Here is a 12,018-nt window from a genome sequence, read left to right as displayed (position 1 = left end):
TCAGCTCCTCAGTGTTTCTCAATCCACGCGCCGTAGAACGACGGGCGGCCTACCGCTTCAAAATTGACGCCTTTCAGCCACGGCGCACCGGCAAAGACCTGCGGCTCCTCGAAAATCGGGATGACGTAGGCGTTATCCAGCAGGTAGCGCTGGGCGTCGCCCGTCAGCTGCAGGCGTTTTTGCGGATCGACCTCAGCAGAAATATTCACCAGCAGCTCATTCAGCTTGTCGTCACGGAAGTTTTTGACCTTGTCGCTGGAGCCGCCCTTTTGCAGCAGCGCGTCGCGGTTAGCCGGGTAGAACATGCTTTTCACCACGTCAGGATCGGCGCGGCCTACTTCGGAGACGGTTAACGGGGTTTTCAGCGGGTCAAGGTTATCCAGCGTGCGGCTGCCTGCGTCACCGGCTTTGACGCTCAGCGCCACGCCCACCTGTCGCCACTGCTGGGCAACCAGCTGCAGCACCTCTTTGTTTTGCGGCTGCGGCAGGGATTCATACACCGTTAGCGCCAGTCGTTGGCCGTCTTTGGCGCGGACCCCGTCGCTGCCCGCTTTCCAGCCCGCGTCGTCCAGCAGCTTGTTGGCTTTTACCGGGTCAAAGGTCAATTTGTCGCTGAGATCGACAAAGCCTGCTGCGGAATCGGCAATCACCGACTTCGCCTGCGGATAGTTGGCCGAGAAGAGGGTCTCGACCACCTGTTTTGCGTTGGTGGCATGCAGCAGCGCCTGGCGTACGCGAATATCGGAGACCAGCGGGTTATCCGGACGGAAGCTGATGCTGTCGTTCACCCCACGCGTTGGGGCAGCGTAGATTTTATAGCCCTGGTCGGTCGCCTGCTTTTCGTCATACGCCTGCACCTGGCGAATAAAGTCGGCCTGGCCGGCCAGCAGGGCGCCGATGCGCACGCTGTCTTCCTGAGTGACGATAAACTTGATGCCGTCCAGATTGGCTGGCCCCTGCTGCGGCAGGTTTTTGGGCCCCCACTGGTAGTCTTTACGGGCTTCGAGCGTCACTTCACGCCCCAACTTCTCGTCCTTCACCACAAACGGCCCGGAGCCAATGATGTGGCGGGCGTCACCCAGTTCTTCAAAGTTGCGCTTCAGCGTGCTGAGCGAGACCAGACCCGAGCCAATGGTGGCGGTGCCCTGCAGGAACCCCGGCGACGGTTTTTTGAAGTAGAACTTCACGGTCAGCGGGTCGATGACTTCGCTACGATCATAGTTATTGATCACTTCTGACACCGGCAGGCGCTGCGCCTTGTTACCTAAGCCGTAGGTATCAAAGTTTTTCGCCACGGCGTTAGCATCCAGCGGCGTGCCGTCGGAGAAGGTAATACCGGGACGCAGTTTAAAGGTGTATTCGGTTTTATCGGCGTTGGTGGTCCAGCTTTCTGCCACCCAGGGTTCCACCTGCAGCGTCTTTGGGTTCTGCCACGTCAGTTTGTCGGTGATCTGGTTCAGAATGCCGCCGTTCGGGTAGAAGCCGCCGGCAGGCGGATAGAGGTTGGTGTGCGCCTGTTGCTCCAGATAAATCAGCGTGCCGCCTTTAACAGGCGCATCCGCGGACCAGGCTGCGGTGGTCGTCAGAATCAGCGCCGTCAGTAGCGGCAGACGAAATGGGGTTTGCATGGTGAATTCCTTTGTTATCTTCTTGTTAGCGTCGGATTCATCATCGGGCGCGCGGGAAAACAAGTGAACAAAGGAATTAAGATAAGGATTGCCGGAAAATGGCTATAAAAAAACCGCCCCGGTAAGGAGCGGTGATGTACGGTGGGTGATTACGAACGCAGGTCAATCACCATACGACCACGGATCTGGCCTTGTTCCATCTCTTTAAAGATGGCGTTGATGTCTTCGATCGGACGCATCGTCACTTTCGGCACCACTTTGCCCTCGGCCGCAAACTGGAAGGCTTCCTGCAGATCCTGACGGGTACCGACCAGCGAACCCACCACCTGAATGCCGTCCAGCACCAGACGCGGAATATCGAGGCTCATCGCTTCCGGCGGCAGGCCAACCGCCACCACGCGGCCACCGGCACGCACGGCATCAACGGCGGAGTTGAATGCCGCTTTGGCGACGGCAGTGACGACTGCGGCATGGGCACCGCCGGTTTTCTCCTGCACAATTTTCGCGGCATCTTCGCTGCGGGAGTTAATGGTTAAATCTGCACCCATGCTGGCCGCCAGCTTCAGCTGTTCGTCGTTAACGTCAAGGGCGATGACTTTGGCGTTAAAGACGTTTTTAGCGTACTGCAGAGCGAGGTTACCCAGCCCGCCGAGACCGTAAATGGCGATCCACTGGCCCGGTTTGATACCCGAGACCTTCACCGCTTTGTAGGTGGTAACGCCGGCGCAGGTGATGCTGCTGGCCGCAGCGGATTCCAGACCGTCCGGCACTTTTACGGCGTAGTCAGCGGTGACGATGCACTCTTCCGCCATGCCGCCGTCAACGGAGTAACCGGCGTTTTTCACGTCGCGGCACAGAGTTTCGTTGCCGGTATTACAGTATTCGCAGTGGCCGCAACCTTCGAAAAACCACGCCACGCTGGCACGATCGCCAACTTTCAGTGATTTCACGCCGGGGCCGATTTCCTTCACGATGCCAATCCCTTCATGGCCCAGGATCACCCCGGTTTTATCGCCGAAATCACCATTCTTCACGTGGAGATCGGTATGGCATACGCCACAGCATTCCATCTTCAGCAGGGCTTCCCCGTGCTTTAGCGGGCGTAAGGTTTTTTCGGTGACGTTGACCTGATGATCCTGAGTAACAACAGCAGCCTTCATGTGTATCTCCTTGTTCATGATAAGTATCTGCATAGCAGGGTAATACCTCTTAAGGATTAATACATTAGCCTGGTAATGCAAGGCTGCAGCAACATAATGTCATCATTTAAGCCGATTTCAGATTAAGAATACGGCGTTCCTCTAATAATTAAGGGGGAAAATACTGGCCCGACGAGAGAGACTCGCCGGGCGCAGATTTACAGCAGTGCTTCTATCTCCTCAATCTCTTTACGCCATTGCGCCTGCAGCTGCGGCTTTTGATGCTTCGGCTTACGCGCCAGATCGTCTTCCAGCAGCGTTTCCAGCGCGACCAGCCGTTCAAGCAGATCGTCGTACGGGGAGGAGGGTTGAACCTCACCAGCGGCGATGACGGGCGCGGTGGATGTCACCAGCCCCGCGCTTTCACGCAGGCGCTCAAACACCGCTTCTGCATCGTGCCACTCGCTCAGCTTTCCCTCTTCAATCAGCCAGAAGCGGTTGCAGCTTTGGCTGATTAACTGTCGGTCATGGCTGACCAGCAGCACGCCCCCTTCGAACTGTTGCAGCGTTTCCGCCAGCGCCTCTTTGCCTTCCATGTCGAGATGGTTGGTGGGTTCATCCAGCATCAGCAGGCTATAGCGGGCAAGCGTCAGGCCGACAAACAGCAGACGAGAGCGCTCGCCACCGCTGAGCGTACTGACTTTTTGCCCGTGACGCGCCCATGGGAATCCCGCGCTTATCAGTGCCATTTTGCGGTTCTGCGGATCTGGCGCGAAAGGCTCCAGCGCGTCGAGCAGCGTGGCGTCATCCGGCAACTGATTCAGTGTCTGGTCGTAATAGCCTGGCGACACGCGCGGATGGATTTTCAACCCGCTGTCTGCGGGCATATCGGCAAATTGTTGCCAGATAAGCCTCATCAGCGACGATTTACCGCAGCCGTTACGACCGACAATCGCCACGCGGTCGCCGCTTTTTAGCCGCGCAACGTCGATGTTAAACAGCGGCGGTAGCTCCGGAGCAGGCGGAACGTCGAGGTTTTCCATCTCCAGCAGACGGTCTGCCCGCAGCGCGTCACCGCGCAGGGTTAACGTCCACTGACTGCCTGCCGTTACTTCCGTCTGGCTCTCCTTCAGCCGTTCGACCTGTTTTTCCATCTGTTTGGCTTTGCGGGCCAGGTCTTCGTTGTCGTAAACCTTACCCCAGGTCGCCAGCCGCTTCGCGCTGGCGGTTACGCGGTCGATCTCCTTTTGCTCCGCCTTGTGGCGCTGCGCGTCGCTTTCATCTTTTGCTGCAAGCGCCCTGCGCGCGGCGGTGCAGGGAAGGGCGAAGTAGTGCAGCGTCTTATCGCGCAGGATCCAGCTGCCGTTGGTGACGGCATCCAGCAGTTGTCTGTCGTGCGAGACCAGCACGAAGCTGCCTGACCAGTTCTGTAGGAAGTGTTCCAGCCAGAGCATGGTCGGCAGGTCCAGGTGGTTGCTGGGTTCATCAAGCAGGAGCAGATCCGGCTCGTGAATCAGCGCCCGCGCCAGCAGCAGGCGTGTGTGTTGCCCGCCGCTCAGCGTGGCGGATTGCAGCATCATATCCTGCGGCGTGAAGCCCATGCTGGTCAGCAGGGTTTCGGCTTTCCAGCGCAGGCTATCGCGCTCAGCTAAGGGCAGCTGTGCGAGTACCGCATCCAGCATGGTCAGCGGGAAAATGGCGTCCGGGAGATGTTGCTCCACGCGTGCCATCAGGCAGTGCCCGGCCAGCGCGACCGTTCCGGCGGTAGGGGAATCTGTGCCGTCCAGCACCTTCAGCAGCGTACTTTTGCCGCAGCCGTTGTCGCCCAGCAGGCCAATGCGGTCGCCTTTTTTCAGCGTAAAGGAGAGAGAGTCGAAGAGCGTGCCAAACGCCGTATCAACGCGTAAAGATTGTGCAGTGAGTAAAGTGCTCATTGTTGCTTACCCAAGAGTTACAGGCATGTTTATGCCTCGTCAAACATCGCTGACGATAACTCAGTAAGCCCGAGAGAAGGGATTTCAGGGGTTGGTGTCTTCGCTCAAGCAGAAGTTATCGCAGCACGATACCGATAACGCTTGAGCTGGTGCGATCACCAAATGTATGTGAAACATTGAAAATTTCACGATACAGCATAAATGGCCTCCTTATATATTCAGTGAGTTAATGGATGAAAGGAGTGTAGCGGGGGAAAAGGGGTTTGGCTAGTGGGTATTCAATGGTGCGGTCTGATGCCCTCACCCTAACCCTCTCCCACAGGGAGAGGGAAAACACCCCACCCGTAGGCCCGGTAAGCGAAGCGCCACCGGGCGATTGGGCCGCACCGCGTCTCCCACATGGAGAGGAAACGGTCGGAGCGGATTAAATCGAGGTCCGGCGATAGCTGCGGTATTCAGGCATCCAGAAGTTATCGTCAATAGCCTGCTGCAGCGCGTCGGCAGAGGTTTTCACCGCCACGCCCTGCTGCTGCGCCATTTTACCGACCGCAAACGCGATAGCGCGCGACACCTTGTGAATGTCTTTCAGCTCCGGCAGCACCAGCCCTTCACCGTTGTTGACCAGCGGCGAGTAGCCCGCAAGGGTTTCGCTCGCCGACATCAGCATCTCATCGGTAATGCGGGACGCGCCGGAGGCGATCACGCCCAGACCAATGCCCGGGAAGATATAGGAGTTGTTGCACTGGGCAATCGGATAGGTTTTATCCTTCCACACCACCGGATCGAACGGGCTGCCGGTCGCGACCAGCGCGTTACCCTCAGTCCACGCGATGATGTCCTGCGGCGTCGCCTCCACGCGGGAGGTCGGGTTGGAGAGCGGCATCACGATAGGGCGCGCGCAGTGCTTGTGCATCTCGCGAATAATCTCTTCGGTGAAGAGACCGGTCTGCCCGGAAACACCGATCAGAATATCTGGCTTCACGTTGCGCACCACGTCCAGCAGGGATAGGACTTCGTTGTCGGTATCCCAGTTTTTCAGGTTCTCGCGCTTCTGCACCAGCTTGGTCTGGAACGGCAGCAGGTTCGGCATGCCGTCGGTCAGCAGGCCGAATCGGTCCACCATAAAGACGCGGGAGCGGGCCAGCTCTTCGCTTAAGCCTTCACGCTGCGTCTGGGCGATAATCTGCTCGGCGATACCGCAGCCCGCAGAGCCTGCGCCCAGGAAGACGATTTTCTGGTAGCTCAGCTGGCTGCCGGCCGCGCGGCTGGCGGCGATAAGCGTCCCCACGGTCACCGCTGCGGTGCCCTGGATGTCGTCGTTAAAGGAGCAGATCTCATCGCGGTAGCGGTTCAGCAGCGGCATCGCGTTTTTCTGCGCGAAGTCTTCAAACTGCAGCAGAACGTCCGGCCAGCGGTGCTTCACGGCCTGGATGAAGTCGTCGACAAACTGGTAGTACTCGTCGTCGGTAATGCGCGGATGGCGCCAGCCCATGTACAGCGGATCGTTAAGCAACTGCTGGTTGTTGGTGCCGACGTCCAGCACTACCGGCAGGGTATACGCCGGGCTGATGCCGCCGCAGGCGGTGTAGAGAGAGAGCTTACCGATTGGGATCCCCATCCCGCCAATGCCCTGGTCGCCGAGGCCGAGAATACGTTCCCCGTCGGTGACCACAATCACTTTAATATTGTGATTCGGCACGTTCTGCAGGATGTCGTCCATATTGTGACGGTTCTGATAAGAGATAAAGACGCCGCGTGAGCGACGGTAGATCTCAGAGAAGCGTTCACACGCCGCACCTACCGTTGGCGTGTAGATCACCGGCATCATCTCTTCGAGATGGTTTTGTACCAGGCGATAGAAGAGGGTTTCGTTGGTGTCCTGGATGTTGCGCAGGTAAATGTGTTTGTCGATCTCGGTTTTGAAGCCCTGATACTGGATCCACGCACGCTCTGCCTGCTCTTCGATGGTTTCAACCACTTCCGGCAGCAGGCCCAGCAGGTTAAAGCTGCTGCGCTCTTCCATGCTGAAGGCGCTACCTTTGTTGAGCAGGGGGAATTCGAGTAAAACCGGGCCGGCATAAGGGATATATAAGGAACGATGTTTTTTCAGTTTGTTGTCCATGTCACTCACTCTTTTTTTTTGAAGATCCGTCCCTGACACTGCTGTTTGTCATCTTTCTGGCCTGTGCTACGGGGTGCGGTCGGGCGGTATTATAAAGGAGCTAAATATTAATTACCGCAACACATAAACAAAAACACCATCGGGATTACCGATGGTGTTCTGAATCTCAGTCTGGAACTTACTTGCCCGCGTGGCGTTTTCTGCCGGTGGCGTGAGTGACCTGCGTTTCGTGGTCGCCTTCAATCACCACTTTACGCTGATTAGAAAGCTTGTAGTTCAGTCCCAGAATGTGGCGTGCCTGACGGTTCGATTTCATGTTAACTCCTCAATCCTGTTGATAGTTTTAAGGACCAGTTTGCTTTCGCAAACGAAATGTAACCCCTTAGGTTGCAGATCCAGCTTAGCAGGTTTTTACAAAGGTGCGTTTTGCCCGCTGACGACGTAGTTAATGGTCTGCTGGTAGATGTCACTGAGGATGTCATTATCCGTGGACTCCACCCATTTGGTCAGTTCCATCAAAATGTCATCTTCAGTCACAGCACCGTGCTCGGCGTGAAGACCCTGCGCAATCGCGTTAACGAGTTCAGGTTGTGCTGCTGCGGTATTCGCCGGGTAATAAGTAAACATGCTGCCTCCGTGTCGTTGTCTGTTTAATGGTACGGCTCGCAAAAAATTTAATTCATAAACAGAATGGCAAATATTTTCCCGGTTGTGGCTCAGATTCATCTTAGAAATAAAAACGACATAAGTGTATGCTTTTATGCGCTTTTAAAATGTGGGGATATATTGATATGTAGCGGTGAAGATATTTTTGGGAGCTCCTGCCATCACGAAAATATAGCAGGAGCCGTTTTTAAGTTACCACTTCATTTCGCCAGTATTCACTTTGGCGCTTAATTCCAGAGAGCTCTCTTCAGCCAGGCCCGGATACTGTTTTTTCAGGGTACCGATGACGCCCGCTGAGTTTTTATGTGCCGATAACGCCTGTTCAAAATGCTGCAGATAGTCACGGGTAAAATCAATCGCCCCGGTTCCTGCAGGCGGAGTACCCAGATAGTGGCCCGGGATCACGCGTTCAGGTTTGTGCGCGGCCATATTGTCCAGGGTTTGCTGCCACTGCTGACGGCGAGCCGGCGTCTGGGTATCTGCTGTCCAGACGTGAATGCCCCAGGATACGCCGGTGCCACCAAGGATCGTTTTTGCAGACGGGATCCACACATAGGCCGCGTAGCTGTCCGGCTGCTCGATATCGATCTTTTCACCGTCAATCATGAACGTGGTGGAGGCGAGCACCTGCGGCACCACCAGCTTAGTCGGCGCGCCGTCCTTCATCTGCGGGCCCCAGAAGGCGAGCTTGGCGTCTTTGGTGGCCTTAATATGGTCAACCACCTGCTGCGTGGCCACCACTTTGGCATTCGGGAAGGCTTTCACCAGCGGCTGCAGGCCAAAGTAGAAATCCGGATCGCCGGAGGTGATCACAATCTTATTCAGGGTCTTACCGCTGCGGCGAATTTTCTCTACCAGCGCTTCGCCATCCTTCACGCTGAACTGCGCGTCAAACAGCACTGCCTCTTTCGGGCCGGACACCAGCGTGGAGGAGACCGCGAAAATGCCTTTTTCCTGCGGGTTATAGGTATCAATGGTCAACGGTGCGGCAAAAGCAGCCGGAGCGAAAAGGGTGGAAAGCAGGGCAATATGAGTGAGTTTCATGCTGTTGTCTCAGTTGTTCAGGAATATCGCTATTGTACGGATATTCTCATTTGCCAGAATTCCTGAAACAAGACATGCTTAGTTTCATAAATCGAGCAGATGGAGCTTTTATGGATCGCGTTATTGCCGCTCAGGTCTACAACCGGATATGTGAGCTGGGAAGCTTGAGCGCGGCGGCGCGCGCGCTGGGCATCTCCCGCCCGATGGTGAGCCGCTACCTGGAACAAATGGAGAAGTGGGCGGGTACGCGGCTGGTAAACCGCTCCACGCGCAAGCTAACGCTGACCGCGGCGGGTGAAAAGGTGCTGCAAAAAACGCGGACGCTCTCGCAGATCTCGCAGGAAATTGAAGGTCAGTCGGTAAAAGATTTGCCGTCCGGCACGCTGCGGGTGGCCTGCGCGCACTTTACCGCGATGCACCTGATTGCGCCCGTGCTGCCCGGACTGCTCTCGCGCTACCCGCAGCTGCGCATCGAGCTGGACGTGAACAATCATCCGGTCAGCCTGGTGGGAGAGCGCATAGACGTCGCCGTGCGCATTACGGATAACCCCGAACCCGGCATGATTGCCCGCCGGCTGGGGGAGTGTCGCTCCGTACTCTGCGCCTCGCCGGCGTATCTGGCGCAGCACGGAACACCCGCCAGCCCCGAAGAATTAGCACAGCACAACTGCCTGCACTATAGCTTTTTCGCCGGGCAGTCCTGGCACTTCCTGACGCCGGAAGGCGAAAGCCTGAGCGTGGCCGTCAGCGGCAACCTGAGCGCCAGCATCTCTTCGCTGCTGATGGACGCGGCGATCGAGCACTGCGGCATTGCCATGCTGCCGGAGCGCGAAGCGCGTGCCGCGCTGGAGAAGGGATTGCTGGTGCCGGTGCTGGAGGCGCTTAAGCCGAAACCGCTTGCCATCCATGGCATTTATCAGTCCCGGGAGTATCAGCCTGCCGCGCTGCGCGTGTTTCTCGACGAACTTTCGCGCTACCTGGCATAAGAAGGGGTTACTTCGCCTTTAGCCAGGGAGACGACGTACTCCAGAAAATAATATCGGCCCCGAGATAGCTTTCGCCGAAGCGGACAAATTCCGCTTTGGTGAACGGTTTTCCGGTCTGAGGATTCTTATAGGTCAGGGTCGGTTCCTGAACCGCCATGGCGATGAGCGGCAGCGTCTGTTTATTTTTATGGAAGAAGGGATAGGCATTCTTCATGTGTGCCTTGCGGTTGGGAACAATGTCCGGCCCGCCCAGGCCGATATTGTTGGCGCTGGCATACGCAAAAAGACGCCCCATGTAGTTGTGGTCATTGTCCCACTCGCACGGCCAGAAGTTCACGTATTGCACCACGTGTGATTTCTGAAAAGCCTTGCGCGCAAAGGCCAGATTTTCCATCTCCCCTGTGAAATAGCTGTCGCAGGTAAACCCGGCGGGCGGATTTTTTTCGTCGATATCAATGGCGGTTTCAGGCAGGTTTACGCCATACACCTCGCCGTCAAAGCGTTTTGCGAGCGCTGCCAGCAATGCCTGGTAGCGCTGGCGCACCGTGGGGTCCCACTGACGCGCTACCCATCCCGCGCCGACAGGCTTGCCTTCGCCGGGGTTATCGAACTGCGGCGCAATCCCGCCGTTGTATTGCTTATCGTGCATCAGATAGTCCGGCACGTAGCGGGCGTCCGGCTCAAAAAAACGATCCTGGATCTGAATAAAGAGTTTTTTCCGGGCGGATTTAACGCGCGCCAGATCCTGCTCAATTCGCGTGAAGTCATAGCTATCCTTCTCGGGTTCAAGCAGGCGCCAGTTGTACACGATCTGCACGCCGCCGATGTCGCTACGCGCAACAAGCGGGAGCGCCGCGTCGAGGTCGCCCGAGCTGGTATAGATAAAGTTCTCCGGCGTTTTGGCCAGTGAAGACAGTGAGAGAGCCAGCGTGGTTACCGCGACGGCCATCCTGATTTTTAGCGTCATATCGTTATCCTTGTTGTCGGTACAGCAGGTGAAAGTCCCGGAATCGTCTGTGTTCCTGGGCGTGTCAGATGCGTAGTCTATACTTAACCCTTTGTAAGCCAAAAGGAGAGCAAGAATGACTATTCATAAGCACGGTTCGGCACACTGGTCTGGCGACATTAAGCGCGGAAAAGGAACGGTTTCCACCGAGAGCGGCGTTCTCAATCAACAGCCTTATGGTTTCAATACCCGCTTTGAGGGTGAAAAGGGGACCAACCCGGAAGAGCTGATTGGCGCGGCACATGCGGCCTGTTTCTCAATGGCGCTGTCGCTGATGCTGGGTGAAGCGGGCTATACCGCTGATTCGATTGATACGACCGCGGACGTCTCTCTGGATAAAACCGACGGCGGCTTTGCCATCACTAAGGTTGCACTGCAAAGCAAGGTAACCGTTCCGGGCATTGCGCCACAGCAGTTTGACGGCATTATTCAGAAAGCCAAAGCGGGCTGTCCGGTGTCGCAGCTCCTGAAAGCCGAGATTACCCTGGACTATAAGCTTAACTAAGCCCCAGCCGGGTTCGCGCCCGGCTATCCCTTCAGCGCGGCGGGGAACACCTCAGCCAGCCAGGCGATAAATACCTTCAGCCTGTGCGTCAAATGCCGGTTCTGCGGGTAAACCACATGAAACGGATAGGCGGCAGGGCGCCAGTCGCCGAGAATCGCCGTCAGCGTTCCCGCCAGCAAATACGACTTTGCCGAATACTCAAAGGTCTGAACGATCCCCAGCCCCGCCGCGGCAGCAGCCAGATGGGCATTACTTTCATTGACGCCAAGATAGTGCGGAATATTGATTTCCAGCGCCTCGCCGTGTTGTCTGAAACGAAACGGAAATGCCCGCCCGGTGACGGGCGAAAGGTAGCTTATCAGCTTGTGCCCGTTGCACAGCTCCTGCGGATAGGCCGGGACGCCGTGATTTTTCAGGTAACCCGGCGTCGCGCAGGTGACCATTTCGGCGTTACCGAGATGACGGGCGATGAGGGTCGAGTCGTCCAGCGGCCCGCCGCGGATCACGCAGTCTACGTTACCGCTGATGAGATCGACCGGCCGGTCGGCTACGCCAAGGTCGATGCGGATATCCGGGTAGCGCCGCATGAATTCCGGAAGCAGGGGGATGAGCACGTCCCGGGCGGTGGAGCCGCCCACGTCAACCCGCAAATGCCCTTTTGGCGTCGCGCGGGAAACGCGAAACGAGGTGTCGATATCTTCGATATCTATCAGCACCCTGAGCGCTTTTTCATAGTATTCCATCCCTTCCGGCGTCGCCACCACCCGGCGAGTCGTCCGGTGCAGGAGGCGTATCTCCAGATGCGTCTCAAGCGATTTTACCAGCTTGCTCAGGGTGGCGATCGGCATATTCAGCGAGTCCGCCGCGCGGGTAAAACTGCCGGACTCCACGACCCGCGTAAAAGCGCGCATCGCCATGAGCTGGTCCATAATGACCTCTGATTATTTCTGTGGATGAATAGTCATTTTCATTTTTGCCTGTTTTTCAC

General features: G+C 56.8%; 11 protein-coding genes. 2 read left to right on the top strand and 9 right to left on the bottom strand.

Going from position 1 to position 12,018, the window contains the following annotated elements; genetic code table 11:
- Positions 1-8: 8 nt before the first annotated feature.
- The 7 genes from AB8818_RS02930 to AB8818_RS02900 form a co-directional block, all read right to left on the bottom strand.
- Positions 9-1,628 carry a TIGR04028 family ABC transporter substrate-binding protein gene (locus AB8818_RS02930; RefSeq protein ID WP_192982197.1) on the bottom strand — a complete coding sequence of 540 codons (1,620 nt, stop codon included), beginning with the start codon at positions 1,626-1,628 and terminating at the stop codon, positions 9-11.
- A 149-nt stretch (positions 1,629-1,777) separates the two neighbouring features.
- The gene (adhP, locus tag AB8818_RS02925; protein WP_032656937.1) at positions 1,778-2,788 is read right to left on the bottom strand and encodes an alcohol dehydrogenase AdhP; all 1,011 of its coding nucleotides are present in this window, start codon (positions 2,786-2,788) and stop codon (positions 1,778-1,780) included.
- A 197-nt stretch (positions 2,789-2,985) separates the two neighbouring features.
- A complete protein-coding gene (locus AB8818_RS02920; RefSeq protein ID WP_316387196.1) occupies positions 2,986-4,701 on the bottom strand; it encodes an ABC-F family ATP-binding cassette domain-containing protein in 1,716 nt (571 codons plus the stop codon).
- Between the two features lie 424 nt (positions 4,702-5,125).
- On the bottom strand, positions 5,126-6,823 hold the full coding sequence (locus AB8818_RS02915) for an NAD-dependent malic enzyme (protein ID WP_116339756.1): 1,698 nt from the start codon (positions 6,821-6,823) through the stop codon (positions 5,126-5,128).
- A gap of 178 nt (positions 6,824-7,001) precedes the next feature.
- The gene (gene sra / locus AB8818_RS02910) at positions 7,002-7,139 is read right to left on the bottom strand and encodes a stationary-phase-induced ribosome-associated protein (protein WP_008501714.1); all 138 of its coding nucleotides are present in this window, start codon (positions 7,137-7,139) and stop codon (positions 7,002-7,004) included.
- Positions 7,140-7,234: 95 nt separating this feature from the next.
- Positions 7,235-7,450 carry a biofilm-dependent modulation protein gene (bdm, locus tag AB8818_RS02905; protein ID WP_013096534.1) on the bottom strand — a complete coding sequence of 72 codons (216 nt, stop codon included), beginning with the start codon at positions 7,448-7,450 and terminating at the stop codon, positions 7,235-7,237.
- A 231-nt stretch (positions 7,451-7,681) separates the two neighbouring features.
- Positions 7,682-8,533 carry a Vmh family MBL fold metallo-hydrolase gene (locus AB8818_RS02900; protein ID WP_116339758.1) on the bottom strand — a complete coding sequence of 284 codons (852 nt, stop codon included), beginning with the start codon at positions 8,531-8,533 and terminating at the stop codon, positions 7,682-7,684.
- Between the two features lie 110 nt (positions 8,534-8,643).
- Between AB8818_RS02900 and AB8818_RS02895 the strand changes: the two genes are divergently transcribed.
- Entirely contained in the window at positions 8,644-9,519 is an 876-nt protein-coding gene (locus AB8818_RS02895) for a LysR family transcriptional regulator (protein ID WP_116339760.1), read from the top strand.
- Between the two features lie 7 nt (positions 9,520-9,526).
- Here the strand turns inward: AB8818_RS02895 and AB8818_RS02890 are convergent, their stop codons facing one another.
- Entirely contained in the window at positions 9,527-10,486 is a 960-nt protein-coding gene (locus AB8818_RS02890) for a hypothetical protein (protein WP_192982203.1), read from the bottom strand.
- Between the two features lie 115 nt (positions 10,487-10,601).
- Between AB8818_RS02890 and AB8818_RS02885 the strand changes: the two genes are divergently transcribed.
- Positions 10,602-11,030, top strand: coding sequence for an OsmC family protein (locus AB8818_RS02885; protein ID WP_028013230.1), 429 nt, complete (start codon positions 10,602-10,604; stop codon positions 11,028-11,030).
- Positions 11,031-11,053: 23 nt separating this feature from the next.
- On the opposite strand, the gene AB8818_RS02880 is transcribed toward AB8818_RS02885, so the two are convergent.
- A complete protein-coding gene (locus AB8818_RS02880) occupies positions 11,054-11,959 on the bottom strand; it encodes a LysR family transcriptional regulator (RefSeq protein WP_116339764.1) in 906 nt (301 codons plus the stop codon).
- Positions 11,960-12,018 lie beyond the last annotated feature (59 nt).

This window comes from Enterobacter sp. KB-280D8, from assembly GCF_041399405.1.
GTDB lineage: Bacteria > Pseudomonadota > Gammaproteobacteria > Enterobacterales > Enterobacteriaceae > Enterobacter > Enterobacter cloacae_N.
This window is presented reverse-complemented; position numbering and strand designations above follow the sequence as displayed.

Coding starts and splice junctions, on each gene's coding strand:
- adhP (WP_032656937.1), bottom strand. CDS start 2,788: ATGAAGGCTGCTGTTGTTACTCAGGATCATCAGGTCAACGTCACCGAA.
- sra (WP_008501714.1), bottom strand. CDS start 7,139: ATGAAATCGAACCGTCAGGCACGCCACATTCTGGGACTGAACTACAAG.
- AB8818_RS02880 (WP_116339764.1), bottom strand. CDS start 11,959: ATGGACCAGCTCATGGCGATGCGCGCTTTTACGCGGGTCGTGGAGTCC.
- AB8818_RS02930 (WP_192982197.1), bottom strand. CDS start 1,628: ATGCAAACCCCATTTCGTCTGCCGCTACTGACGGCGCTGATTCTGACG.
- AB8818_RS02915 (WP_116339756.1), bottom strand. CDS start 6,823: ATGGACAACAAACTGAAAAAACATCGTTCCTTATATATCCCTTATGCC.
- AB8818_RS02900 (WP_116339758.1), bottom strand. CDS start 8,533: ATGAAACTCACTCATATTGCCCTGCTTTCCACCCTTTTCGCTCCGGCT.
- bdm (WP_013096534.1), bottom strand. CDS start 7,450: ATGTTTACTTATTACCCGGCGAATACCGCAGCAGCACAACCTGAACTC.
- AB8818_RS02920 (WP_316387196.1), bottom strand. CDS start 4,701: ATGAGCACTTTACTCACTGCACAATCTTTACGCGTTGATACGGCGTTT.
- AB8818_RS02885 (WP_028013230.1), top strand. CDS start 10,602: ATGACTATTCATAAGCACGGTTCGGCACACTGGTCTGGCGACATTAAG.
- AB8818_RS02895 (WP_116339760.1), top strand. CDS start 8,644: ATGGATCGCGTTATTGCCGCTCAGGTCTACAACCGGATATGTGAGCTG.
- AB8818_RS02890 (WP_192982203.1), bottom strand. CDS start 10,486: ATGACGCTAAAAATCAGGATGGCCGTCGCGGTAACCACGCTGGCTCTC.